We start from the raw sequence: 24,566 nt of genomic DNA on the forward strand, positions 1-24,566 counted from the left end.
TCTCCATTCAGATTGAAAACTGCAAACCAGTTAAAGCTGTCGTATTGAGAGTTGTCAGATAAGGTTTGAGTTCTTCAAGCTTATCGAGTGCGCAAGAATGACCGAGTGCGGCGGGCTTTCCCGCCTCTTGCCAGAGTTCTAAATTCTCCGGCCGGGTGGGATGGGTTGGAAGTCGTATCCAATTCGCCAGACCTTGTTCCAACAGAGAGTGCGCCGGTGTGTTTTCTGGTACGTGTCCCGTCAGCAGCACAGGCACATTTTGCTCTGCCGCTTGTTGCAATGCTTGTATAGAGGGGCCCGCACTCCCCATGCCGTCGAAAGTCAATAAAGGACAATCAGGCAAATCAGAGTCCTCGCTCCAATCAATTGCCCCTTTGAGTTTTGATCGCAATGAACGGGCAACTTGTGAAGAAAATGCATTTGGAACATCAAGCTGAGCTTCCAGTGAACGACGCATCGCGTGATGGATCGCAAAACGGTCTGGGAGAATAGTCATCAATTCAAGTGGTTTCCCGGAAACAGGCACTGGGATCACCAGTTTACCATTATGCGCGTCAATAAAGCTCTCGATCTGGCGAACACGGTCCTTCGCAGAAACCGGATCACCACCATAGGACGCATCGAGGATGACAAGATCACAATGCGGTAGCGGGTCCATCAGAAAAACATCGCTTTTGGGGACTACATCCGCACAATAAACAACGCGTTTCGACTGCGTTGTTACCGAAAACCAAACACCTCCCGCTACATGCCCCGATCGCCCTGACGCAACCTCTGTCTGACCGACACGAATGGTTTCGCCCGGGACGAACACTTTGATTGAAATGTCGGCCAACGAGTTGGTTTGCTTATGCAATGGGTCAGCATATTGACAAAGCATAGATCCTGCATCGTCAAGGGTCTCCTGCGTCATATAAAATGTGCCTTTGAACCCATTGGCATTCAGCCAATACAGCGCACCAATATGGTCTTCATGTGCGTGGGAAATAAAGACTGCATCAAGTGCTGAGACAGCGTGTTCCGCAATGGCCGGATAATAGTCACGCCCTTTCGCACCTACTTTAATGCCAGCATCGAATAAGAGTCTGCTATCAGTGCTTATGCCAACACTGGTTCGGCCTTTTTCTCCAAAGCCACCGTAGAGATCGATCAACATTTCTCTACTGCTCCTTCTGGAATGACCCAACCGGAGTTAATGGCTATGTTAATCGTATCGCCTTCCTGTCCACCGGCCATATCCGGCAAATCAAAAGTGAGTTCGACGGAAGGATGATTTACCGGGTGCGCCTCAATACGAGCCCCACCGCCACGATAGATGCGACGCTTGACTGTGAGTGCTATGCCATCACCATCCCGCAACTCTATGTTCTGAGATCGCATGCATATCTTTGCATCAACATTTGACCTCTGTCCCGGAGCGCAGCGCAACACCGCTTTTTGCCCGAACACTTCAACTTCGCAGTGCCCATTATTTTCAGCGCTCAGTACGCGTGCAGGCAGAACCATTCCATTTGCTATGAATGACGCCACCATCTCGCTCTGAGGCCGTTCATAGAGCTCCCGCGGAGTGGCGAACTGGATCAGCTTTCCTTTATCCATCACCGCTATGCGATCAGCCAGAGCCATCGCTTCGGCCTGATCATGCGTAATATAGACAATCGTGGTGCCCGTACGTTTGTGGAAAGAAGCAAATTCGTCTTCCATCGAAGCGCGCAAGTGCACGTCCAGATTGGCCAGCGGCTCATCAAACAAAACCAGTGATGGCGTAGCGACCAGACATCGCGCAAGCGCCACACGCTGACGCTGACCGCCCGATAAATTAGCAGGTCTTCGGTCTCCAAGTCCCGTCAGGTCAACAAGCGCAAGCGCCTCTTTTACCCGTCGATCAAGTTCAGGTTTCGCAACTTTCGCCACACGAAGACTGTAACCGACGTTCTCAGCAACAGTCATATGGGGCCAAAGCGCATAGTTCTGAAAGACAATACCAACACGGCGCTTCTCAGGTTCAACGTGACTATCGTTAGCTGACATCACCTTGTCACCAACACAAATTGTGCCGTTGGTAATTTTCTCAAAGCCAGCAATTGCGCGGAGCAGAGTTGTTTTTCCGCAGCCGGATGGCCCAAGGACAGCTACAAACTCTCCATTCTTGATATCAAGCGTGACATCAGAAAGGGCGTCGAAATTGCCGAAGTTTTTAGTGACATTTTTAATGTTTAATCCCGCCATGGGAGCACTCCATCAGGCAGACGCCGCGCGAAAAGGTTCGTCGACAGCATGAGAAAAATCGTTACCAGTATCGTTACAATCGACGTGGCAGCGGCATATGTGGAATCCCCTCCCTGCTCGAAGGAGAAAATCACGACACCAATGGTTTCAGATCCTGACGCCCAAAGAAGAGCCGAGACCGTCAGTTCACTAAATGCCGTCAAGAAGATCAGCACTCCGCCAGCAAGTGTAGCTGGCGCGACCAATGGAAAGATTATAGTGCGCAAGCGCATGAACAGGCTGGCACCAGCCACCTGTGCAGCTTCTTCAAGCGAGCGATCAATCTGGTGAAGTCCACTAACGGTCGGCCGTAATGCGAGAACAAAGAACCGAGCCAGATAGGCATACAAGATGATCCAAATCGTATTGTAGATGTGTAAGCCAAATATCGGCATCGGCTTTAGAAATAGCAGCAAAGAGGCGATGGCCATGACGACACCCGGCAGGGCGTAAGGGAGTTCGGCGGTGAGATTGAACAGCCTCGTCCACCAACGTTTACGCCATGTTGTGATATAAGCCAAAGGCACAGCAATCACGACAGCGAAGAAGGAGGCCGCCAGCGACAACCCAAAGCTATTCAGGAAAGCGCGTTCGGTGGCTGCGTGTTCAAAGAGAATGAAACTGTAATTGGCAAGCGTCGCAGTCTCCCATGTCAATGGCGTGCCATAGGCGCTAACCAAAGACGTCAATGCAAGACCTAAAATAGGTAGCCCCAATACCGCAACAACAATCAGCAACATGACGGCTTCTATCCAGATCCGCCAACGCCCAAGTTCAAAAGGACTTGCGGGGAGCGAAGTTGATGCAATTCTGTAATCACGCCAGCGCGAGACATATTCTTGAGCGACAATGCCAACGATTGCGATCACGCCGATCAAAGTGGACAAGGCTGCAACATCCGTGAGGACTGCGGGACCACCACCGCTCAGACGCTGGTAAATCAATGTCGGTAAAACAAGATAGTTTGCCGGGATACCGAGGAACGCTGGGATACCGAAATTACCAACACAAGAGACAAATGTGAGTGCGGTCGCTCCAATGATTGAGGGCGCCATCAGTGGAACGATGATGGTGCGCAAAACCGTCAATTTTTTCGCGCCACTGCTTAGAGCTGCCTCTATGAGTTCGCGTGGCAGTTTGCGCAGTCCCGCACGCACAATGAGAAACACGAGTGGCCCGTATTGCACTCCAAGAAGCAAAATAATCCCCGTGCTGGAATAAAGCGGGTTACGCGACCCCAATGGCGGCGCCATTCCAAGCATTTTCAGGAACGGGCTCGCAGGGCCAAACAACTGTAACCATGCGAGCGCTGTCACCTGCGGCGCAATCAGCAGTGGTGTTACATAGAGAAATATAAAAACAGACCGCCCGCGAATATCCGTGAGGCTAACCAGCAAGGCCACACCTGTTCCCAGAATAACAGCGAAAATTGTCCCGAAAACCCCGACATATAGTGAATGCCACGTCGCGGTCCAAGTCGCTGACGAAGAAAAGACGCGCCCAATGGCCTCGACCGCTGTACCTTTAGCGGGCAGGACGACTTCAAGGAGGAGCCGTCCCATTGGGAGAAGCGACAGCAGAGAAACGATAATAATCGTCCCTGCAATCAGAGCCTTATCCCGGCTCTGATTGTTTGTCTCAGATACTTTTTGCATAGGTTTTCTAAGCCCTAACCGCCAAACATTTCTGTAAATCGCGACTTATCTTGATCGGTCTTTTCCAGAACCTTTTGCGTATCTATCGGCATAATTTTAACGGACAGCCCCTCAGGCATCCAAGCAGGCTTCCCCACAGATGACTTAGCAGGCAAATAGCCCTGCTTTAGAGCAAGGTTTTGGCCTTCATCCGAAATGATGAAGTCAATGAACTTCTTCGCGTCATCAGCGTTTTTGGTCGTTGACATGATAGCGACCGGCTCAGTCACAGCAGGTACGCCTTCTTCAGGAAAGACGAACTCTACAGGTGAGCCTTTTGCTTTAGCGTTTAGCGCCATAAAGTCGACAAGGACACCATAAGGTTTCTCGCCGCTGGCAATAGATTTAAGAACTGCACCATTGCCTCTGACGCTCACGACCTCATTCTCTTTGAGAGCGTCAAAAAACTTCCAGCCGAGACTATCATTAGCCACAAATCCACTCAGGAGATATGCTGCGGCACCCGAATAAAGGGGACTAGGCATAACAATCATGCCTTTATAGTCTGACTTTTCAAGGTCCGACCAGTGCTGTGGTTTTTGTTCGGCCGCAGAATTGTAAGCGATACCAGTCGTAATCAGCTTGCTGCCAAAATAGTATTTGTCCGGATCAATTGTGCCGGCCTCAAAACCTTCAACGTTTGCACCCGAATACTGCATCAGTCGGTTATCGGCTTTTAAGCTCTCCATGCTGACAGCATCAGCAATGAGCAGCACATCAGCCTGTGGTGCGCCAGCTGAGAATTCTGCGGCTAGTTTGCTCATGATATCGCTCGTGCCCGAACGGTATACCTGAACATCTACGTCCGGATTGAGTTTGCGGAACTCTTCAACGGTCCTGGCCGCATCAGCGTCGGGCTGCGACGTGTAAAGCGTAAGTGTTCCAGCCAGAGCTGTTCCGGCAAACATAATGCTCGCGAAGCAGGCCGTGATGACACCTATCCTCCGGGTCAAATTCGTCATTTATTCCTCCCATAGGAACGCCATCGCGGGCTGTTCCCGTTCCTCCCAGTAGTCGGACAGTTTGATGCCCTTAAATGTTATAATAATGTTCATTTGTTCTTTGTCAAATACATTTGAACAGTTGACGCAACGGGCACTTTTTTTGCTATAGCTTATGCAGGTTTAGAAATTCGTGGGGGATCGAGACAAAAATGACAAGCAAAAGCTGGCCGTTGAGATCATCAGACCTCAAGGTGAAGACAGTCTGGCTGTACTATGTAGAGGGCATGACGCAGGAGCAGATTGCCGAACAGCTGGGTGTTAGTCGCGTCAAGATAATGCGTACACTCGCCGCCGCAACTGCCGAAGGAATTGTCGTTACACGTATTAATGCAGCCACGACCGCCCAGATCGAGCTTGAGCGCCGTCTTGAAGAAAAATGGGGGCTGGCATCTGCAATTGTCGTCCCTACTCCCGAAAACAGCGAGAACCTTGAGAAAGCGCTCGGTAATGCCATTGCCGCATATCTGGATCAGGAAATGCAAGATGGAATGACGCTTGCGATCGGAGGAGGTGCAACACTCTATGCCAGCGTGCAGTTCTTGGAGCATCGTAAGCTACAAGATGCATCCGTTGTCGCCCTTGTAGGAAGCCTTCCACACTCACGCTGGATCAACCCTTCTGTTGTTGCCGCGCGAGTAGCGGAGGTCTACGAAGTGGATAGCTATCAGATTACAGCGCCGGTCGTTCTCGATGAACAAGGGTTACGGGAGACTTTATGGCGCCAATCGGAACTGCGTAATCTCCAGCAACGTGCAGCTCAGGCAGATATTGCATTACTGACAGTAGGTGCAGTTTCGGAAGACGCCACGATCTTTCGGCATGGGATCGTTTCGTCTGATCTCATAAAGCCGTTAGATGATTGCGGAGCGGTCGCCAACATACTCTGCTATTTCGTGGACAAGCACGGAAAACTGGTTGATCACGAGATCAATCAACGTGTGATGTCGATCGACCTGCACACGGTAGCAGCAATCAGCCGCGTCGTATTAGCAGCCGGCGGCACCTCTAAAGTTACGGCAATCCGCGCCGCACTTAAAATTGTTCCGGCAAGCGTCCTCATTACCGATAGTCAAACGGCAATAGCCCTCCTTGAGGACTGACGGTCCTCGAGGGGAAATTCTGTAGCTCTTAATTCAAATGTCAGGCTTTACGGCTACGCAAGAAATCTAACAGGCCTACATGTGTAATTGCCTCGAACTCACTGGTGACGTGCTCAAAATGTCGTTTCTGAGCTTGCATCATCAACAAGACGGCACGCATTTCTGCAGAAACGCCGAAGCGCTCCCAGCGTTTGGCGACATGCACAGGAATATCGGCGGCCTCACAAAAATTCGATATATCGCTGTACCCAAGCTCATTCAGCACCACGCCTAGATCGGTCGCAGACATACGCTCTTCTACAGCATGATCATGAAGGCGCTCAGCAACAAGCTGAATATCGCGTGGCGAAGATTCAGCAAGTCGCGTTAAAATCCCTCCAACTTCAGTCAAAAGTTTTGACACTTCAGATTCTCCTCAGCATGCCGGCGAGCCTTATCGGCTCTTATTATCGCGTGCTAAACATTGATTGATTGATAATTTTAATCAAGCGCCTTTCGAAAATCCAAGCCAAAACGTCACCCTTACAAGGTTGCGTCATAAGATTTTCATGTCTGATCCAATGTGTCCCAGTGTTGTTGACCCAGTTTTTGAGCGATAGAATAACAAAGATTGTAGGAGAGGGCGGCTTTCCGCCCTCCATTCGTGACCTGCGAAATAGTTAACGGGAGTTGATCGTCCAGAAATCCTGCCAATCCTGAAGCTTTGAGTAATCGCTTTCGGCTGTTTCGGAATGCGGGACGTAAAGCTGGTCAATGACATTGACGATTCCGGACACTTCACCTTCAGGAATTTTCGCGCCCTTATTCGACGAGATTTTACCATCAGCCAATTGTGGTGCCATGCCTTCTCCGGTCATCATATAATGCACAAAGAGTTTTGAGGCATTCGGGCTTTTTGTGCCGGATGCGATGACGGCGACGCGTGGCGTAAGCTGCCCTGCCCAAGGCTTCATGCTCGCACAGATGCCCATCGTGTAGCCATTCTTCTTGGCATCGCGGAAGATTGACGTGCTGAGGAAGCCCATAAAGGGCTTTTCCTGTCCTTTTGCACCAATGATCGGACCAACTTCGGTATCACTGCGGGTAACGCTTGGACGGTTGTTAGCGAAACGCTTGACCCATTCCGCGGTCGCGCTTGCTTCATCGGTTTTCAATGGCTCACCGAAGAACTCTTCATATGCCTTGCGCATGGCTTCATCATCATGCTCGGCAATCTGATTGAACCAGAACATGGTTTCGTTGCGCAGAAGCGGATCTGGAATAGCAATGCGGCCCTTCCATTCTTCCGTGGTCAATGCCCAAATATTGTCGATTGGGCACTTATCGCCATGGACATCCGAGTTATACGCCCAGACCCATGGGTTAAGACTGGTGATGGCCGGGTTCTGATATTCCGCGGGCACCTGATCTTTGAGATCGACAGGAAGCCAGCTGAGACCTGCGCCCTGAACGATGATTTCCGACGTAACCGATGGCAAATTGCTCATGTTGAAGACGTCCGTGCGAACATTGTTCGCAGTAGCTTCACGCAGAATGACCTGCTCCTGGTTTTGGCCGTTCATCTTCACGCCCGTAGCCTTCACACCGTATTTTGCGGTGAAGGCTTCGGCCATTGTCACGATCTTGCCAGTGGCGTCCACAACGGTAATGCCCGGCTCTTTTTTTGCGGCTTCAATAAGAGCTTCGAGCGAGTAATCCGCATCCTTGATGCCGATTTCAGCCACAGGCTCTGCGAAGGCAGCCGTGCTTGCCAGAAGTGCGCCGCTCAATGAAAGAGCCGCACAGGTGCGCAAATATACAGTCATCGTTTCCTCCTAGTTGATACTTTTTGAGAATATGTTGCTCAGCGATTAGCCACTGATGCGCATGCCTTCTTTGTCGAACACATGGACGTGGCTGCGTTCGACATGGAACCAGATTTCATCACCGGCCTTACGGACTGGAGCATCTGCAGCGATCGCAAGAAACTGCTCTCCATGAACTGACAGTTCTACAATCCAGCTACCGCCAGTGGGCACGATGTCGATTACTTTGGCCACACACCCCTGCTCGACAGGCGTATCGCTGAGACGCACCGATTCCGGCCGGATTCCGACAGAGCCAACACCGTTTGTGGTGAAGTCGTGTGCTTTCAGATAAGCGCGTGCCCATGTGGCCATCGCGCCGTTATTATTGTCATTAAGCTCGGTGATGTTGATTGGCAGATTGCCAATGAACTCCGCCACAAAGCGATTAGCGGGACGCTCATAAATATCGTCAGGCGTGCCAAGCTGCTGCAACTCACCTTCGCTCATCACCGCAATTGTAGTTGCCAATGTCATGGCCTCCCACTGATCATGGGTCACGAATACGACAGTAGAACCCATTTCCCGATGAATCCGCTTAAGTTCCGCGCGCATTTCCAAACGCAGTTTCGCATCGAGATTGGAAAGCGGTTCGTCGAGCAGAATAATATCGGGCTTAAGCGCCAACATACGCGCCAGTGCTACACGCTGCTGCTGTCCACCCGACATTTGTGCGGGTAAGCGATCACGGTAGCGCTCGATTCCAAGCTTTTGCAGCACATCATCAATGATCTGGTCACGTTCGACTTTTGCTACCTTGTGCAACTTCAAACCGAACTCGACATTTTGCTCAACTGTCATATGCGGCCAGAGTGCATAGTTCTGAAAAACCAGACCCATGCCACGCTTTTCTGGCGGCACGTAGATACCGTCATCGACCGAGACGATCTTCTTGCCATCAACGAGTATCTGGCCTTCGGTTGGATATTCAAGGCCAGCAATCATGCGCAGCGTGGTGGTCTTACCGCAACCTGATGGCCCGAGCAGGCAGAGAAATTCCGACTTTGGGATTTCAAGTGAGAGTTTTTCAACGGCAGCACGGGTGGCTTTGCCGTAGCTCTTTCTGACATCGCGAATAGTAATGCTCGACATTATTTGCCTCCCAATCCGTCAGACAATTTGCTGTTGGTGAGTTTCTGAACGATGACCGTGCCGCCGAAGGCGATAACGCAGATCATCAAAACGACTGCATTTGCGGCCTGACTGTAGCTGTAATCAACAAGGCGCAATGCATAGGTGGTGAGAACGTCTGTGCCGGGAACAGCCAGCACGACGACAAGGCTCAGACCTTTGATGCCAGAGATAAATGGCAGCAGAATTCCTGAAACCAGCGAGCCTTTCTGAATGGGGGCGACAATCGAAACGAGCCGACGCCAGAAACCAGCACCCACAACCTGAGCAGCTTCCTCCGGCGCTTTGCCAAGCTGCATCATTGCCGAAATTCCTGCACGTGATGCAAAAGGCATCTGATCAGCAAGGATGGCCAGAACCAACAAGATCGGTGTTCCGTAAAGCGCCGGAAGTGGTCCGCGTTGCACGGCAAACATTGTGAGATAGGCGGCAGCAAAGGCAATGCCCGGAACCAGATATGGCAGGAATGTCACCTGACGTAGGAATGTTCCCACGATTGCCACCGGCGTGCGCGCCACAACATAACCGACCAGCAGACCAAGTATACCGGCACCCAATGCAGCCGATCCGACGATCCAGAGCGTATTCCAGGTTGCTTTCCAAAATTCGCCTGTCAGCAGAATCCCATTGCTCATCGCGGTGGTGTTGAGATTAGTCCCGATCCAGAAATCCAGGGTAAAATTATCCAGCGCGAAAACGCCCGGCACGCGCATAACAGTTGTCAGCAGAAGGGCCATCAGCGGAATAAACGCGCTGACAACAAACATGAGTGCGGCGAAACTGAATGCAGGCACACGGAAGCGTCCGAGATCAGTCTCGCGGTTCATCGAACCCTTGTTGCCAATGGTCACAAAACGGCGCGCTTCCTTGAGCAGATACATATCGAGGAAGATTGAAATGCTACCAAGCACGACAATGGTTGCCGCGAGGACTGCGCTCATGCCAGCCTGACTCGTCGAGATTGCACGAAACAGAGACGTCGCGAGAACATCAAAACCAACCGGCACACCAAGGATATAGGCGACACCGAAGTCACCGAGACATTTGGCGAAAATCAGCGTCGAAGCCGACACAAGCGACGGCAGCATTAGGGGCAAAATGATGCGACGCGCGATTAGCAATTTGCCAGCGCCCATCACACGGGCTGAATCTTCAAGCGTTGAATCAAACTGCCGCAACGCATTGCCGAAAAGTAGGATCACAAACGGCGTATAGTGCATGGCCAGAATGAGCGTGATTGGCAACATGCCATACGCAAGCCAATCAGGTGGCGAGAAACCCAAGGCTTCCATCCAGCTAGGCTGACCACCTGTGGTGCGGTTTTTAAACAGGGTCAGCCAAGCCAGTGCGAAGGTCCACGAAGGCAGCATGTAAGGAACGATCAATGCTGTCGAGAACCACTTTTTGCCCGGTAAATTTGTGCGACTCAAAAGCCATGCCAGTGGAATGCCCGTGACAAGCGCAAAGGCAATCGAACCAACTGCGATAATTGCTGTGTTCCAAAGTGGACGCCAGAACACATCGGTCGAAATCGCCGAGAAGAACGCACGGTTAAGATAATAAAAGGTCAATTCACCAATCTGCTGGCCCGAGCGTGCCCGATCAGCAAATTGGACAATCACGGCATCTGACAAGAGCAGCACGATTGGCGCCGCGATCAGATAGGCGAAAACGATTGCCAGCAAAACCCCGATCAGTGTCGTAGGGTCTGCATTGTAGACCTTATATTTGTAGGTTAGTTGCTTGTAAGAACTCATTATTTTATCCACTTTGAGCCGAAGTGATCCCTACTGAAACCCATATGGATTGCAGTTGACTGTGTTCTGGCTTGCTGCGGGATCTGGCATCCGAAAATACCGTGCGAAATGTCCGCTGATGTGAAGCGAATTATGGAGGCGGCGCGCCAGCCTTCTCGCTTACCTCGCGCACCACGGACCACGCGGCTGCGTAATCTATGGGAATGAAGTGATCGTCACCCTGAAACTCGGCCCTCATTTCAGGTGTGAAAGTGAAATTAAAGAAGCAACGCTTCATCTCCGCCACAAGGGACGGCGCGAGATTATGAGCATAGGCAAACGAGGAGGTTGGAAACAAATCGCTCTGATAGATCAAACGGACACCATCACGCTTCACAAGCCCTCGCTCAATCATGCGTTCAAGCACATCGGAGGCAACAGCCGCCATATCATAATCACCAGCAACAACACCGAGGATCGATTTATCGTGCCCGCCCGACATGATGGGCACATATTCCTGCCCCGGCGTAAGACCTTCTTTTGGAAAGAGCGCGCGTGGTGCGACATTGCCAGAATTTGAGAATAGTGAAGCATGGGCGATGCGACGCCCTTTAAGATCATCCAGCTTTTCATAGGGTGAGTCCGCGCGCACAACAGCGACCAGTCGATAACCGCGCATCTGATCACCAGTGCCTTTGGCGGCAAAAGGAACGGCACCTGCGCGATTGACCGCCTCAATCGTCGGCCCGGTCGAGAAGCCCGCAAAATGCAGGCGTCCTGAACGCATCGCCTCAACTTCATCGGCACTGGACTGGATCGGATAATAGACAATCTGCCGTCCGAGGCAGGCTTCAAGATGCTGGGTGAACGGTTTGAAGAGCCGCGCATAAACCGCCGGATCTTCTATAGGCGTATAAGCCCAGACAAGCGTTTGCGGGTTGCGCAGTTGCGATGGATCAAGGGGAGTGTCAGCGACAAGGTCGCGGTTCTCGTCGCAATAGCGCTCATCCAGCGCACCACGATAAGCGCAAGCAGCTCCAGCGGCATTCGCGCAAGCGATGCTCAACAGTATCCCAAACAAAGCTATGCCTAAGCGGCATACCAACTCGCGCCAAAACATTTTCTCTCCCCTGCGCTCTTGCTATGATACAAGTGCTGCAGCCTCTTCCGTTATTTTGAAGACTATCAATTCTAGCTGTCAGAATCCTGTCATCGCCAAAACGCTAAATCGAAACATTGAAAACAACATGCGCATCCTTCTCGTAGAAGACACTATCGACATTGCGTTCGCTATCGCATCGAAGCTTGAGAAGGAAGGCTATGCAGTCACAACTGCTTATGATGGCGTGCAGGGCGAAGACTTGGCCGTGAATGGTTCTTTCGATGTCGTCGTACTTGATATAAATCTTCCCGGCCGCGATGGGTTTGCAATTTTACGCAGCATGCGCGAGCGGTCCTTGTCTTGTCCTGTGCTGGTCATTACAGCGCGCAACCAGATTGCCGACAAACTCGATTTGCTAGAACTTGGTGCAGACGATTATCTGGTGAAACCTTTTGACCTTCGAGAGCTTGTAGCGCGCATTAGAGCCGTTGCACGGCGTCATATGGGTGTATCGCAGCCACTCCTGCACATCGGTGATTTATCGATCAACCTTACTCAAAGATCGGTGATGAAGGGTGATGAACCGTTGGATTTCGGGCGACGTGAATTCGACGTTCTTGAAATGCTGGCAACCCGTATCAATGTCGCTGTGCCCAAAGATATGCTTGTTCTCAAGCTTTTTGGTCACGATGACACCGGAACCCCAAATGCGATAGAATTGCTGATTTCCCGCGTCAGAAAAAAGCTGGAGAGCAGCAATTTGGAAATCGTAACGCAGCGTGGCGTTGGCTATTTGCTACGCCCGAAATTACAGCATCCGTGATGGTTCGCACATCTGAACACAAAGAATACTCGATCCAACGCCGCATTCTGGTGGGCAGTGGATTAACGCTGCTTGCAGTGACTATCCTATTGTTTTTTCTTGGGCGCTGGTATGCCCATCGGGCTGCCGACGAGGCGTTTGATCGTGTTTTAGGTGCCGCCGCACTCTCGATAGCTGACACAATAACTTTGCAGGATGGAGCACTCAGCGTCGATCTTCCCCACTCTGCATTTTCAATTCTTGGCACCTCACGGCTTAACCGGATTTTCTATCGTGTCGTCGCCCCTGATGGCAGTCTGTTGACCGGCTCGCCTATTCTGGGGCTGGAAATTCCACATGGCAGCAACAATCATGTTCGCCTGAGCGACAGTATTTATCGCGGTGAAAAAGTCCGCGTAGCTGCTGTTGCCCGTTATCACAGCGACGCGAAAGGCGGTGGCTGGGTAGATGTTTTGGTGGGTGAAACCCGCGAGGCGCGACAACAACTTACGTTGCAGCTAAGCCTCAACACAATATTGCCAGCACTTGGAGTTGCTATACTGGCTTTGGTTCTTATCTTGTTGGCGATCCGGTTTGCATTCCGTCCATTGCGTACCGTTGAATCTGATCTTCGCCGGCGATCATCATCCGACCTTAACCCTGTTTCAGGCCCCATTCCTAAGGAAGTCAGCGCACTCGTTGCAGCGCTTAACGATTTCATGGATCGGCTAAATAATGTTCTTGCCGGATTAAAGCTCGTAACGGCGGACGCCGCGCATCAGATGCGCACGCCGCTTACTGCTTTACGTGCATTGACGGAATTGTCGCTCGAAGAAACAGACCGGGGCAGAAAACAGGAAATACTTTCGCGCATTCACGCGAATTCCATCAGTGCAAGCTTGCTCGCAAATCAGCTTTTATCAGAAGCAACAACGCTACACAGCATCCAGTCGCGAAAACTCGAAATTCTTGATTTGCGTCAGGTGACCCAAGACGCCATCAGACGATTGCGTGCTGAGGGAAGCTATCAGGACTTATTGCAAACGCTCAGTTTCGATAATGCCAATGAGCCGGTTTATGTGAATGGCGAAACCATCAGCCTGCGCGAAATGATCCGAAACATTATCGAAAACGCGCTCATTCACGCTCCTAGCCCGATTACCATCACTCTCTCTCAAAAAGATGGCATCATAACGCTTGGTATTCACGACCGAGGCGCGGGACTTACGCCTGAAATGAAAGATATAGCCTTCGAACGCTTTGTACGCGCAGATCAGAGCAGACCAGGTTCGGGGCTTGGTTTATCGATTGCAAAAATGGTTGCGGAAGCACTCGGCGGGCATATTGAATTGAAAGATAGGCAAGGCGGCGGGACGAGTGTTCTGGTAGCTTTGCTGGCGGCAACCCCGGATCAAAATCCATGAAACATCTGTTCTCTCATTTTTTTTCCGTTCTAATTGTCATGATATTGTCGTCATACAATGCGCAAGCGCAGAATAACTCTCCTCCAAAACCTCAGTTCAGAATTGTTGGCGATATTGCAGCTGAAACGTTAGCACCTATCAAAAAGGGTCTAGCCGAACACTTATCCGGAGTTGATATAATATATCAGCAGATCCGGCCAAGTGAATGGACATCCCGACTTCTCGCTGGTGCAGCTGAGGCAAATGCTGCCGATCTGGTTATACTTTCAACACCAGATCTTGCAGTCCTTATCGCGAATGAGGGGAGTGCGCAGCAAAGAAGCCGGATTGCCCGTAATGCTGGACTTGCGCCACAGGCACACTGGCGCAGTGAATTATTCAGCTTCGGTTTTGATCCAGCGGTTAGTGTTGTCAGACGTAGCGCCATTGATAAAAATTTGCCCACAACCCGCATTGAACTTGCGCGACTGCTTGAGCAGAACGCCGTGCGCTTTCAAAAGCGCGTTGGCATTGTTAATATCGGAATCGATAATGTCAGCTATACACTAGCTGCGCAGGACTCTATCCGGTCGCCGTTGTTCTGGCGAATCGTCCGCGCCTTCGGTGCTTCACAAGCACGTATCTTTGATACAAGCGAAGAGCTATTAGGGGCCTTATCGGCTCGCAATATCGATCTTGCCTATAACGTACCTTTGTCTGAAGTCAGTAAATGGAAATATGACGTCGAGGATTTTTCAGTGATCGTACTGCAAGATTACGTCGTCGCTTTACCTTGGACTTCTCTCATCCCAAACAAAAGCAAACACGCAAATATCGCCGAACAAGCGATCACGTTTCTCTTGTCGACTGATGGACAAACCATAGTTCGACAGACGGGGTTGGTTGCAGAAGCCAGCCAATCTGGCGTAAAGCCTCTGCAACCTGTCGAACTTGGGCCGGAGCTTCTAGTTTACCTCGACGCGTTGAAACGCAGCCGCTTTCTAGATACATGGTTTCAGCTCGTCGTTCATGAGTGAATATCGTTAAGTTGACATTTTTGCAGATCAGACATTTGAGCTGAAATGATCGACACTTCGCCATAGTGACTATAGAATAACTTTTGCAAATCGCCCCTTAGCGAACCGACTTGCTGTCCGCCCCACCTCCTCAAATGACCAGCCGATGAGTACCGAGCTTTTCGCACTGCTTTTTTGGGGGGGGTAGCTCGACGTTGGCGTGATGCCGGATCGTTACTATCATTGCGAAGGCGAGCATAATGATCAAGACATGTCTACGCCTCCCAAGCTCGGAACGGGCTGCGGAATGTTCGAGATCGAAGTCATTCTTTGCCGGTTCAAAGCTGCAGTCGATCATAGACCGGTGCTTATCGACCCTTTCCGAGTTTGCAATAGACGTGCCCCTTTCTGCCTAGGAGTTGCATACAGATTTAGGCTAAATGCTGATAACTATGCGCATACAAATATTGGATCGAAGAAGTATCTCTTACGCCACAACCGAAACTTGTTCGAAAGTCTAGCGCGCAACCAAAAATTCAATTGATAAAGATCTTCTTTTTAAACCGGGCCGACATAATACAATAATATATATGTTTCGCGTGCACCCGAGAGGGTCATTGTGCAGGAGTTAGCTGCTGCCAAGTCAGCAGTTTAGAAAGAAGATAATCGGCCAGCGATGCAAAGTTCTAATGTTTACGCTAAAGCAAATGGCTACCGCTCGAATGTTATCGTGAATTCTAATGGTGAGGTATGACGTTTATACCAATTCGAGTGGCACCTATGCATTTCGCTAACAACATTGAGTGCCAGTCAAGCTTCTCCGTTCGGATCCAAAACCGATGAACCCCAGCGCCAAATGGGTAGAAAATTCGCTTCGAAGTGACATTGCCGAAGGCAAGATGCAATTAAGTAGGTCCTCCGACCGCAAAGCTAAATCAAACTTAGGCTGAATTCAACACTCACTTATCGGATCGTGATCGCCGCCATGCCTTAAAAGCTGGTAGCCATCTAAGGCATTAGTTTCTGGTAAAGCGTTAGCATCGAGAATTGGAAAGTATCGTCAAATTTGCACGACTGCATCCAGACATCCTTTTTGCAGCACGGTCCTGAAACAATAAACCCCTCTAAATTCCCAGAAAATAATCTCAGGCACGATATTACGCCTCAGCGGTCCTCGATCTTCTTCACCCAGGTATCACTCCAATCTAAAGTACGCCCATTTTGCGCTCGCAACTCCAATCGGGCAACCGGAGTAGCTGTTTCGATATCCAGTAATGCAGATTTTGGGTCGTCGGGCAGATAGAGATAATCCTCGCTCCATTGGCGCAGTGCAACGATAACCAGGAAAAGACCGCGGCCTTTTTCAGTCAACACATATTCCTTATAGGCCGAGCCATCCGAAGCTGGTGCAAATTCCAAAATGCCACGCTCAGTCAAGTCGCGCAGCCGCACCGACAACGTCCCCTTGGCAATACCGAGTCCGGTCTGAAACTCGCTAAAGCGCCGTACACCATCAAAGGCGTCACGGATGATCAGCAGCGACCACCAATCACCAATGACATCCAAACTCCGTGCCACAGGGCACCCGGCATCCCACTGACTGACCCGCTTAACCATGGCTTTCGCTCTCCATACTTTGGTTCTGGTCTTAATTTAGAACTAGAATTTCATCGCGATAATTGGTCTTAACATGAGACTACATCAGGTCTCATGGACAGAAATAACATGCAACAAGAATCTAAAACGGGCATCGGGCTGTCGAAGCTCACAACCTTAGTTTTCGCTGCTGCCGCTGGCCTTAGCGTCGCAAATATTTACTATGCCCAACCATTGCTCGATGCGATGGCGCGTGATTTCGGAATTTCGCCGTCCTCGATCGGTCTCGTGGTAACGTTGACTCAGCTTGGCTACGCGCTAGGGTTAATTTTCCTTGTTCCGCTTGGAGATATAATTGACCGCCGCCGCCTTATTATCGGCCAAGGCGTTTTGTCAGTGTTTGCACTGATTGGTGTTGCAAGTGCGCAGACCGAAGCGGTGCTGTTCGTCTGCCTTGCGACGATGGGACTGCTTGCAGTCGTAGTTCAAGTGCTGGTCGCTGCCGCCGCAACACTGGCAACGCCCGAAGAACGCGGCAAAACGGTCGGTATAGTCACAAGTGGTGTCGTTATCGGCATCCTCGCCGCACGATTTGTCGCCGGCATGCTCGCTGATTTTGGTGGCTGGCGAGCGGTTTATCTATCATCCGCCATTCTAACGGCAGGAATGGTCGGATTACTCATGCGAGTTCTGCCGCGCCAAGATTCACCGGCAGACACTGATAGTTACGCCGCAACACTGCGCTCCATTCCAGTACTGTTCCTACGTGATAGGATATTACTGGTTCGTGGCATTCTGGCGCTCCTTGTCTTCGCGACGTTCAGCACTTTCTGGACGGCATTAGTCCTGCCGCTTAGCACGGCACCATTCTCTTACTCACATACTCAGATCGGTCTGTTTGGACTGGTCGGTCTGGCAGGAGCAATCGCGGCTACGGGTGCTGGCAAATTCTCAGATAGTGGACACGAGCAACGGGTGACGGGTTTCTCACTCGCGTTATTGCTGACATCATGGGGATTAATCGCTTTTCTGCCAACATCAATATCCGCATTATTGGTCGGAGTGGTTCTGCTTGACCTCGCAGTGCAGGCAGTCCACGTCACAAACCAGAGCATCATTTTTGGACGCCATCCCAATGCGCGCAGCCGTCTAGTTGGTGGCTATATGGTTTTCTATTCCATCGGAAGTGGCATCGGAGCCATCACGTCGACAATGGCCTATGCCCAAGCCGAATGGCTCGGTGTGTCAATACTCGGAGCGGGATTTAGCTTCGTTGCCTTACTGGTATGGGGAACCACGCTTCACTTACCGAGCAAGGCGATAAAGTCAGAATGATATACGCCTGCCACTTTTGGCTCCCCATCCGTGCCGTCCCAGGCGTAATCTTGAACTTCAATCTGAGATCGGATGGGGTCACGTTCGCCAGCGATGACGACCCCGCTCTCGTTACGCTTTTGTTTTTAAAGTCAGATACTTACTGCCTTTATGTATGCGTTAGCCTTCCGTCCTCCTTCACATTACGCAAATCCGTTGTCATCTGGAACCATGATTTTGGCCGGCTTTACAATCTTTCCTGTATCCAAATTCTGTGTTTTCGCATTCCAGTACGCGTTGATCTGAGAGAGTGAAACTAACGACCGCGTAAAAAGCTGACAATTAGATCTGAGCCAGATGTTGCGACCAATCGTTCAACATTGACGAAAGCGAAGGATGCACGAACCGTCAAAAAGGTCCGTGCATCAGCTTGAGTGTATCGATTTTGGTGTGTGGAATTTACTTTTTACGGCATGGCATGTCAGTCCCTTCAGCATTGATAGCTGTGCCTTTAGCGGTTTCTATGCCGTAGAGGAGTTTCGAACGCGCTTCGATTGACGCAAGCAGTGCTTCACCAAGGTCTAATGCTCGTTCTGACTGACGCACGCTGTAATCCGTCAGATACCTGGAAGCCAGCTCCGGCTTTTCGGCCTTGTAAAGGATGTCAGCTGTCGCCTGAACTTCAGGAATGTCATCGATTTGCTTCGCTTCGAAGGCTTCAAGAGCTTGCGTTATTTCCGGCATGAATGTTTCTGGATTTGCGCACGCGTGGTACATAATTCGCTTAAACAAACGTCCCGCAAACTGTGTGGCTTCCTGCGACTGATATTCAGCATTTAGGAAGGTGGAACCAGCATCTCGGAACAGGTATCGGTGAATGCCATACTCAGGGATGACCTTATCGATCCCGATATGATACGGTACAAACGGCGCGGTGACAGAACCTGTTGGTGCAACCCATAGCAGATTCAAACCTGAATGCGCTGTATCACGCAGCTGAGCGACTTCACCATAACCGGAACGCTCAGTTGATACACGCGGATCACGGACCAGTTTCATCATTTTTTTCAGTGTGACCGGCGCCATATCGTGGAGTTCTTTTTCCACGGTTTCAATTGTCCAGTGCTTTTGACCGGTTCGCATCGGACGGTCTTGTTCGCTATAGACGGCATGAACATTAAACGGCTTATCGCCATCCCGTTTCCACCAACCCTGTTCGACAGCAAAATCATAGAAATTTGGTGATGCCATATAGTCTTCGTTGTCAGTTATGTCGGCTGGAATATCGCCAATATAGCCAGGATATGAAACGCGCACATCATCCGGGCCTAAGCGTTCAGCGACCCATAAGCCTTTGCCGCCTGCGAACTGAAGTACCACCCAACCTTCATTCTTATCGGCAATCAGGTGCGAGTTACCGCCGTAGGTCGTATAACCATGCTCATTGATCAGATCGCCGATAATCTCGACGGCTTCACGCGCGGTTTTAGCACGTTCCAAAGCAATACGGGCCACATCGCTGTATTGCGGACCCGTTTGCGGGTTTGGTGTCATTTCAACCAGTTCGTCGCGTGAGTTCGACCAGATATCCCGTACCGCCACGCCGTGCTCATTCAAACCGCCATTGGTCAGCGGTGCGGGAAAACCTTCGAAATCGCTATAGTTCATGTTTATGTATTTGAAAGTCTCAGAAACCTGAGGAATTTCAATGAGTTTGCCTGGCATATAGGCCTTATCAGTTGCTCCCACCGATATTGTCGCACCTTCGGGATGCTTTTTAGCTGGCACAACAGTCAACCAATGCCCCGAAACTTCCTCACCTGTACCACCTATCAATACAGATCCGTCTTCGGTGAGATTCTTTCCAACATAAAAGCCATAGCTCGCAAAAGCATTTGAGTATAATGAAGATAATATCAATACATTCAAAGATATAATTTTACAAAATTTGCTTGTGTTCATCACTTCAGCTTTCATTTATCATTTCATTTTGCACGTTGATTAAAAACGGTCAGACATTTATGTGCTCGTTACGGGATTATCTATATCGAAATAATTGTGATTATTAAATATTTAATCGACCAAGATCATATGTAATTTATTGAAGCGATGTCCGGTCTGACTGATGCGGCTTCGGATTACGGGTGCAATTACGCGATTTTCCAGCTTTGATTTTTTGTCACTTTGTACAGGGCAGATGCGCACCGATACCCTCCCCGTCTTGTCAGTAGACCACTGCGTTTGCGCCGGAGAGTATGCCGGCCGCTGCTCCCGCATACTGCACTAACCGTTTGGGCTTAACGACAATCCAGGTTCACGCGATGCAACTCGCCGTCGATCGACAGCGACGGGCAGGCATCGGCAAAATGCGCACGCTCGATCAGTCCTGTGCCAACCGGTGAATGAGCAAGCCGCTCATGAAGACGCGCCAGCGGCGATAGTTGGTATGCGGGGCAAAGCCGGTGAGAATTTTCTGATATAGAGGTTAGAGTCAAGAACCGCCGTTCTTAAATACGACAGCTTCAAGCGGTTAACGATCGGCAACTTCTTGCACCTATACGCCAGGGCGCAAGCTTTCCGAAACAATCCGGGTTTTTAAATCAGCTGGCCAATGGCGATGGCTATCGCGCTTACTCTGATCCATCGAGAGAAACACCGTTCTATCCATTCGTTAACTCTCAATGACAGAACACAAAATCAAACAGAATGTAGGCTCAGAACACCGGTTACGATGCAGACCATATTTCAGCGTGCGGATCCGGCCTGTCAACAAATCAAGGATGTAGGCGAATGTTGAGCGGCCTCATCTCGCTCGTTCGATTTGCGTCAAGGCTGGTCACTCGAACATTTTGGCTATTACGGCTTGTTCAGCTTCCTCCCATCGACGCACGTCCTTGGTCACCTGCTCAATCTCTTTGTCACTGAGGTGGTGCGCACCGTCCTGGTCGATACGACATAAACTGAATGGCTTACCGACGGTGGGGGAAGAAAGGTCGAGCGCTTCCAAAACACGCAGGACGGCCGCGCAACCGAAGCGTATCGATCGATCGGTCAAATTGAAGTGAGACAGAAGCGAGCCGGCTTGCTGTGCCATGGCCGCACCGCTGCCGATCGCGTGGAATCCGATATCAGCGTAGTGCCCGATCATGCCAGAAGGCGTTATCTCAACAATCCACGGCTCACCTTTGCGCCACCCCGCAGCCATCACGTAGGCCGATGGGGAACCGCCACCTTCTTCGCCCGGAACGTCCGAAATGAACGTGTCGTAGTGATGGCGCAGGATCGGGAGCACCTGCTCTTGCAACGCGCGGCCGATATCCGGGGCCTCCAGAATAGCCGCACTGTTTTCATTGAAACACCGTTCGACGTCGACCAGCACTGATCGCGCGCCACTTCCGCCCCAAGCCGCTAGCTCGCCCAAAGGGTGCAGCTTCTCGGCCGGGTATGTCATGCCTCTCCCCTTGTCCGTAATCTGAGAGTCAGAGCCAAGCACGACTCCATCTTGGCAAACGGTAACAAGGACGACGGTCATAATTTCAAACCTCTCGAGTCGTGTGTTTCGGAAAATCCGGCTGGATTTGCATTAGCCGCAGTTCGCCTTATGACAACAGCGCGATGCAGCCTGCAATTGTGCTTGATAGGAATAACCCATTTTCCCTTCTCGATTTTGAGTCTAGAGAGAACACGCGTGTAGTCGTATCGTTCCCACATTGCGTAGTCTAAAGGTGCTGGCAAGGCTCAAGCTATCGAGTTCTGCCGTCATTTGACCCATTTTTGCGTCTTACTGTGATCCACAGGATTACATTTAGAATCTTGAAATGACAGCCAATTCCTCACGATGGACTGGGGCACCGCGGAACACAAAAGCGGTTCAATCCATCGCGCAAATCAACAGGCTAAGCGATAGCTGCCGTTCTCGCCCCCTAACTGAGCCGGCCTTTGAACTTCTCAATCTGCGAGAATATATCTATGACAAAGTCGCGGCAGTAAAAAGAGAGATTCTCATGGAGCAACTGAAGCGCGCTGAACGGTACCTCGCGAGGATTCGCGCAATTTACAGCGGCACCTTCGCCCAGTCTCATGATCGGGGCTTGTACGAAGACGATTTGCTTTCTTTCTTCATGCATTGCTATCACGTAAGAGACTGGATCATTCGTCTAAACAAAGTTGGTTTAACGGCACGAGACGTCGATAACTTCATAAACGCCAATCGATGCCTTCAACTCTGCGCTGATTTATGTAACGGAACAAAGCATTGCAAACTCGATCGAGCAACCAGAAGCGGAAGTCAACCTCACGTTTCTGGCAAGACATACGAGGCGTCAACCTGGTTTACCGGTTCCGAGGGCGGTGAGGTACTTCGAGCAAAGTATGTGATCGTCACTTCCAATGGTTCCGTAGATGCTCTTCAGCTTGCGGAAGACTGCATGAAATGCTGGTCAAAACTTGTCATTGAATTAGAAACGAAATCCAGTCAGAAATCTGGAGGTGCTCATTCGAGCGGCGCCTGAGTAGTCTGGCCTGCAAAAAAGCCGATCCGACTAAGTGATATCACGCGGTCTGCTAACTCCTCTGAGGGGCACGGAAAGGTTCATGCGGCAGTTTAGCGAGCATTAGTTCGACTCTCGTAAGCTGTTAAAGCGCCGAACTAAAGTAGACGATCGCTTCTAACTACAAAATGTAGCTGTCTTGTAGGATGTTGCGCTGTTCCTGAAGGCTGGGCATAAGACCTAATTTCCTAACCTGCTCTATAGCTACCTCGCGCACCAAGTCATCAAATTCGAATGATAACTTTTGTAATGCAATGAACTTCTCAGCCTTGTCGATGATTTTCCGTGAACCATCAGGTACCGCGAGTGTCATTGCGTAGCTCTGATTATTGGAAAGAAAATTTAGGTGCCGTTGGGCCTCAGCGAGTACAGAAAGCTCGTAAATGCTTCCTCGCGCGAGAGCCTGAAGGTCGGCATGATACATGATAGAGGCGATGTCAAAACTGGGTAGGGCAATCTTGGTGCCTTCCGTTTCAGCGTCGTTTTTTACATTCTTGGCAAGGCGGATCGCTTTCTTCACCCCCCCATCTACTGAGCCATCTCGGTCATGGATTTTCTGGATGTGAAGAAAAGGCCAATTGTCGATGGTTGTAGGAACATTCTTGTCCAAAATGGTCACGGCTCGGTCCGCTTCGCGGCTTGACGTCTGGTATTCCGCCGTATCGTACCAATGGGAAGGCACGACATCCACCGGCCGTGCCAACGATCCTCCAAAAACGGCAATTGCCTTGCCGCCGGATTTATCGACCGTTGCCGCTGGGAAGGCTTCTTTCAGCGCTACCTCCGATTTCAACCTAATTTTCATCAGGCGTTCTTGGGAGGACTCTGTAGTCCCTAGCCCACTGTAGCTACCGCCTTTCGGTCCGAAACGATTGTAGGAGTAAAAATATCTGTCCAACGTCAGCAGATCGACGTCGCTGACGCCGCGGATATGTACATCCAGCGCGACAGACCCCTGGATCCGGAATTCTACAAAAAGCCCCTGATTTTCCAATCTGGTAAGAAGTTGATTGCCTACACGCTCTGCCGTATCCAAGCTGATACGAGTGTAGTCTGGATCAACGGCCTGCATAGCCCCCAAGGCGTAACGTGTATTGTGCTTGTCCGGAGCGCGTTTCTGCCAAGATTCGTCCAGAACGCTCTTATTGAGGACCTCTGCCTGCTCGGCATAATTAAGCTCCCCGAGACGATCAGTCCCTTTGCGGCGCTTCGCGAGCTGTTCGAGCCGTTTAGTAATATCACGAGCCATTCTCAGCCCTTGTCAGTTGGAGGGCTCCAAATGTATCCCTGGAAAAGCCATTAAAGTATTCACCTTCGGCCGATTGACGATCGCCCGCGAATGTAATCTGCGCGAAACCCCTATGGGACTTTAAATCAGCTTCGCCCGCTTTGGGCTCATTCACATAATTGTAGAGCAGGTGATAACCTTCTATCGGGTCACATGTTATCGCCGCGGCGATGCTATGGGAGCCTGACTGAGGTCCTTTTAGGCGGACAAACAGCTTATCCCAAGACTGCAGAATCGTAATGGTCCCTTCCCAGTCGTTTCGGAATGTGCCATCCGCTCGGTTGAATGTGCGTCCTTTACAGTTCCATTTCCCGCTGATATCCGGAACTTTCAATATTCGGCCAAGCATGGGCCAACGCCACAGAAAGCGATCAAAAAACCAATAGATTGCTGCAAATATCACGCTTGCACCGACAAGAGACAGCACCGTAGGTGGCAGATTCACAGGGAGACCGTAGCGGGCAGCGATATCGACTGCCGACAAGAGGAGGAAAACGATACCCGCGGAAATAAAGGCGGCGAGTCTCGCCAAATGCCGGCCAACGTTGGATCGGTTCATTCCGCCTAACAAGGCATATTCATGCTCTTTTAACACGCTAACGTCCCTTTTTTGAGATGAGTATAAATTACATAAAATTGCAGTACGGGATCAATTCGCGTCGGAACAAATTGCGAACTTTCCACAGAATCTATTTCCTGTAAGAGCCTCCGATGGAGA

20 protein-coding genes are annotated in these 24,566 nt (G+C 50.6%); 6 read left to right on the forward strand and 14 right to left on the reverse strand.

Translation table 11 applies throughout. The features are described from left to right. Window positions 1-7: 7 nt before the first annotated feature. From J2782_RS19950 to J2782_RS19965, 4 genes are read right to left on the reverse strand one after another with little or no spacing between them, the layout of a single operon-like run. Window positions 8-1,156, reverse strand: a complete 1,149-nt coding sequence (locus J2782_RS19950) for an MBL fold metallo-hydrolase (RefSeq protein WP_310015693.1) — start codon at window positions 1,154-1,156, stop codon at window positions 8-10. Next, window positions 1,150-2,229 carry an ABC transporter ATP-binding protein gene (locus J2782_RS19955; protein WP_310015695.1) on the reverse strand — a complete coding sequence of 360 codons (1,080 nt, stop codon included), beginning with the start codon at window positions 2,227-2,229 and terminating at the stop codon, window positions 1,150-1,152. Before J2782_RS19955 ends, J2782_RS19950 begins: the two co-directional genes overlap by 7 nt. After that, window positions 2,217-3,923 carry an ABC transporter permease gene (locus J2782_RS19960; protein ID WP_310015697.1) on the reverse strand — a complete coding sequence of 569 codons (1,707 nt, stop codon included), beginning with the start codon at window positions 3,921-3,923 and terminating at the stop codon, window positions 2,217-2,219. The genes J2782_RS19955 and J2782_RS19960 overlap by 13 nt, the downstream gene beginning before the upstream one ends. Before the next feature lie 14 nt (window positions 3,924-3,937). Further along, the gene (locus J2782_RS19965) at window positions 3,938-4,924 is read right to left on the reverse strand and encodes an ABC transporter substrate-binding protein (RefSeq protein ID WP_404989686.1); all 987 of its coding nucleotides are present in this window, start codon (window positions 4,922-4,924) and stop codon (window positions 3,938-3,940) included. 191 nt (window positions 4,925-5,115) lie between these two features. On the opposite strand from J2782_RS19965, the gene J2782_RS19970 reads away from it, so the two are divergent. Then, window positions 5,116-6,066: a sugar-binding transcriptional regulator gene (locus J2782_RS19970; RefSeq protein ID WP_310015699.1), complete on the forward strand. Its 951-nt coding sequence runs from the start codon at window positions 5,116-5,118 to the stop codon at window positions 6,064-6,066. Window positions 6,067-6,106: 40 nt separating this feature from the next. Here the strand turns inward: J2782_RS19970 and J2782_RS19975 are convergent, their stop codons facing one another. The 5 genes from J2782_RS19975 to phnD all read right to left on the reverse strand — a co-directional run bounded on the left by J2782_RS19975 (window position 6,107) and on the right by phnD (window position 11,897). Further along, complete coding sequence (locus J2782_RS19975) at window positions 6,107-6,469, reverse strand: hypothetical protein (RefSeq protein WP_310015701.1); 363 nt, start codon at window positions 6,467-6,469, stop codon at window positions 6,107-6,109. Window positions 6,470-6,725: 256 nt separating this feature from the next. Then, window positions 6,726-7,871, reverse strand: a complete 1,146-nt coding sequence (locus J2782_RS19980; protein WP_310015703.1) for an ABC transporter substrate-binding protein — start codon at window positions 7,869-7,871, stop codon at window positions 6,726-6,728. Window positions 7,872-7,916: 45 nt separating this feature from the next. Then, window positions 7,917-9,002 carry an ABC transporter ATP-binding protein gene (locus tag J2782_RS19985; RefSeq protein WP_310015705.1) on the reverse strand — a complete coding sequence of 362 codons (1,086 nt, stop codon included), beginning with the start codon at window positions 9,000-9,002 and terminating at the stop codon, window positions 7,917-7,919. Beyond that, on the reverse strand, window positions 9,002-10,798 hold the full coding sequence (locus J2782_RS19990; RefSeq protein WP_310015707.1) for an ABC transporter permease: 1,797 nt from the start codon (window positions 10,796-10,798) through the stop codon (window positions 9,002-9,004). The genes J2782_RS19985 and J2782_RS19990 overlap by 1 nt, the downstream gene beginning before the upstream one ends. Before the next feature lie 130 nt (window positions 10,799-10,928). Next, entirely contained in the window at window positions 10,929-11,897 is a 969-nt protein-coding gene (gene phnD / locus J2782_RS19995; RefSeq protein WP_404989687.1) for a phosphate/phosphite/phosphonate ABC transporter substrate-binding protein, read from the reverse strand. 127 nt (window positions 11,898-12,024) lie between these two features. Between phnD and J2782_RS20000 the strand changes: the two genes are divergently transcribed. The 3 genes from J2782_RS20000 to J2782_RS20010 are packed head-to-tail and all read left to right on the forward strand — an operon-like array spanning window position 12,025 to window position 15,121. Next, window positions 12,025-12,702, forward strand: a complete 678-nt coding sequence (locus J2782_RS20000) for a response regulator transcription factor (protein ID WP_310015711.1) — start codon at window positions 12,025-12,027, stop codon at window positions 12,700-12,702. Continuing rightward, window positions 12,702-14,105 carry a sensor histidine kinase gene (locus J2782_RS20005; RefSeq protein ID WP_310015713.1) on the forward strand — a complete coding sequence of 468 codons (1,404 nt, stop codon included), beginning with the start codon at window positions 12,702-12,704 and terminating at the stop codon, window positions 14,103-14,105. The genes J2782_RS20000 and J2782_RS20005 overlap by 1 nt, the downstream gene beginning before the upstream one ends. Further along, the gene (locus J2782_RS20010; RefSeq protein ID WP_310015715.1) at window positions 14,102-15,121 is read left to right on the forward strand and encodes a substrate-binding domain-containing protein; all 1,020 of its coding nucleotides are present in this window, start codon (window positions 14,102-14,104) and stop codon (window positions 15,119-15,121) included. Before J2782_RS20005 ends, J2782_RS20010 begins: the two co-directional genes overlap by 4 nt. A gap of 1,143 nt (window positions 15,122-16,264) precedes the next feature. Here the strand turns inward: J2782_RS20010 and J2782_RS20015 are convergent. Continuing rightward, window positions 16,265-16,717 carry a winged helix-turn-helix transcriptional regulator gene (locus J2782_RS20015; protein WP_310015717.1) on the reverse strand — a complete coding sequence of 151 codons (453 nt, stop codon included), beginning with the start codon at window positions 16,715-16,717 and terminating at the stop codon, window positions 16,265-16,267. A 108-nt stretch (window positions 16,718-16,825) separates the two neighbouring features. Between J2782_RS20015 and J2782_RS20020 the strand changes: the two genes are divergently transcribed. Beyond that, window positions 16,826-18,031, forward strand: a complete 1,206-nt coding sequence (locus J2782_RS20020) for an MFS transporter (protein ID WP_310015719.1) — start codon at window positions 16,826-16,828, stop codon at window positions 18,029-18,031. Window positions 18,032-18,469: 438 nt separating this feature from the next. Here the strand turns inward: J2782_RS20020 and J2782_RS20025 are convergent, their stop codons facing one another. Together J2782_RS20025 and J2782_RS20030 are read right to left on the reverse strand one after the other, a co-directional pair. Further along, entirely contained in the window at window positions 18,470-19,987 is a 1,518-nt protein-coding gene (locus J2782_RS20025; protein ID WP_310015721.1) for a C69 family dipeptidase, read from the reverse strand. A gap of 859 nt (window positions 19,988-20,846) precedes the next feature. After that, window positions 20,847-21,461: a proteasome protein gene (locus J2782_RS20030; protein ID WP_310015723.1), complete on the reverse strand. Its 615-nt coding sequence runs from the start codon at window positions 21,459-21,461 to the stop codon at window positions 20,847-20,849. 367 nt (window positions 21,462-21,828) lie between these two features. On the opposite strand from J2782_RS20030, the gene J2782_RS20035 reads away from it, so the two are divergent. Continuing rightward, window positions 21,829-22,521, forward strand: coding sequence for a hypothetical protein (locus J2782_RS20035; protein WP_310015725.1), 693 nt, complete (start codon window positions 21,829-21,831; stop codon window positions 22,519-22,521). 160 nt (window positions 22,522-22,681) lie between these two features. Here the strand turns inward: J2782_RS20035 and J2782_RS20040 are convergent, their stop codons facing one another. Then, the gene (locus J2782_RS20040) at window positions 22,682-23,809 is read right to left on the reverse strand and encodes a nucleotidyltransferase-like protein (RefSeq protein WP_310015727.1); all 1,128 of its coding nucleotides are present in this window, start codon (window positions 23,807-23,809) and stop codon (window positions 22,682-22,684) included. Beyond that, window positions 23,799-24,443: a Cap15 family cyclic dinucleotide receptor domain-containing protein gene (locus tag J2782_RS20045; protein ID WP_310015729.1), complete on the reverse strand. Its 645-nt coding sequence runs from the start codon at window positions 24,441-24,443 to the stop codon at window positions 23,799-23,801. The genes J2782_RS20040 and J2782_RS20045 overlap by 11 nt, the downstream gene beginning before the upstream one ends. Window positions 24,444-24,566 lie beyond the last annotated feature (123 nt).

The organism is Brucella pseudogrignonensis (genome assembly GCF_031454375.1).
In the GTDB taxonomy this organism is placed as follows: domain Bacteria; phylum Pseudomonadota; class Alphaproteobacteria; order Rhizobiales; family Rhizobiaceae; genus Brucella; species Brucella pseudogrignonensis_A.

Excerpts from the sequence above, each read along its gene's own strand:
- J2782_RS19950 (WP_310015693.1), bottom strand. The coding sequence starts at position 1,156 with ATGTTGATCGATCTCTACGGTGGCTTTGGAGAAAAAGGCCGAACCAGT.
- J2782_RS19955 (WP_310015695.1), bottom strand. The coding sequence starts at position 2,229 with ATGGCGGGATTAAACATTAAAAATGTCACTAAAAACTTCGGCAATTTC.
- J2782_RS19960 (WP_310015697.1), bottom strand. The coding sequence starts at position 3,923 with ATGCAAAAAGTATCTGAGACAAACAATCAGAGCCGGGATAAGGCTCTG.
- J2782_RS19965 (WP_404989686.1), bottom strand. The coding sequence starts at position 4,924 with ATGACGAATTTGACCCGGAGGATAGGTGTCATCACGGCCTGCTTCGCG.
- J2782_RS19970 (WP_310015699.1), top strand. The coding sequence starts at position 5,116 with ATGACAAGCAAAAGCTGGCCGTTGAGATCATCAGACCTCAAGGTGAAG.
- J2782_RS19980 (WP_310015703.1), bottom strand. The coding sequence starts at position 7,871 with ATGACTGTATATTTGCGCACCTGTGCGGCTCTTTCATTGAGCGGCGCA.
- J2782_RS19985 (WP_310015705.1), bottom strand. The coding sequence starts at position 9,002 with ATGTCGAGCATTACTATTCGCGATGTCAGAAAGAGCTACGGCAAAGCC.
- J2782_RS19990 (WP_310015707.1), bottom strand. The coding sequence starts at position 10,798 with ATGAGTTCTTACAAGCAACTAACCTACAAATATAAGGTCTACAATGCA.
- phnD (WP_404989687.1), bottom strand. The coding sequence starts at position 11,897 with ATGTTTTGGCGCGAGTTGGTATGCCGCTTAGGCATAGCTTTGTTTGGG.
- J2782_RS20000 (WP_310015711.1), top strand. The coding sequence starts at position 12,025 with ATGCGCATCCTTCTCGTAGAAGACACTATCGACATTGCGTTCGCTATC.
- J2782_RS20005 (WP_310015713.1), top strand. The coding sequence starts at position 12,702 with ATGGTTCGCACATCTGAACACAAAGAATACTCGATCCAACGCCGCATT.
- J2782_RS20010 (WP_310015715.1), top strand. The coding sequence starts at position 14,102 with ATGAAACATCTGTTCTCTCATTTTTTTTCCGTTCTAATTGTCATGATA.
- J2782_RS20015 (WP_310015717.1), bottom strand. The coding sequence starts at position 16,717 with ATGGTTAAGCGGGTCAGTCAGTGGGATGCCGGGTGCCCTGTGGCACGG.
- J2782_RS20020 (WP_310015719.1), top strand. The coding sequence starts at position 16,826 with ATGCAACAAGAATCTAAAACGGGCATCGGGCTGTCGAAGCTCACAACC.
- J2782_RS20025 (WP_310015721.1), bottom strand. The coding sequence starts at position 19,987 with ATGAAAGCTGAAGTGATGAACACAAGCAAATTTTGTAAAATTATATCT.
- J2782_RS20030 (WP_310015723.1), bottom strand. The coding sequence starts at position 21,461 with ATGACATACCCGGCCGAGAAGCTGCACCCTTTGGGCGAGCTAGCGGCT.
- J2782_RS20035 (WP_310015725.1), top strand. The coding sequence starts at position 21,829 with ATGACAGCCAATTCCTCACGATGGACTGGGGCACCGCGGAACACAAAA.
- J2782_RS20040 (WP_310015727.1), bottom strand. The coding sequence starts at position 23,809 with ATGGCTCGTGATATTACTAAACGGCTCGAACAGCTCGCGAAGCGCCGC.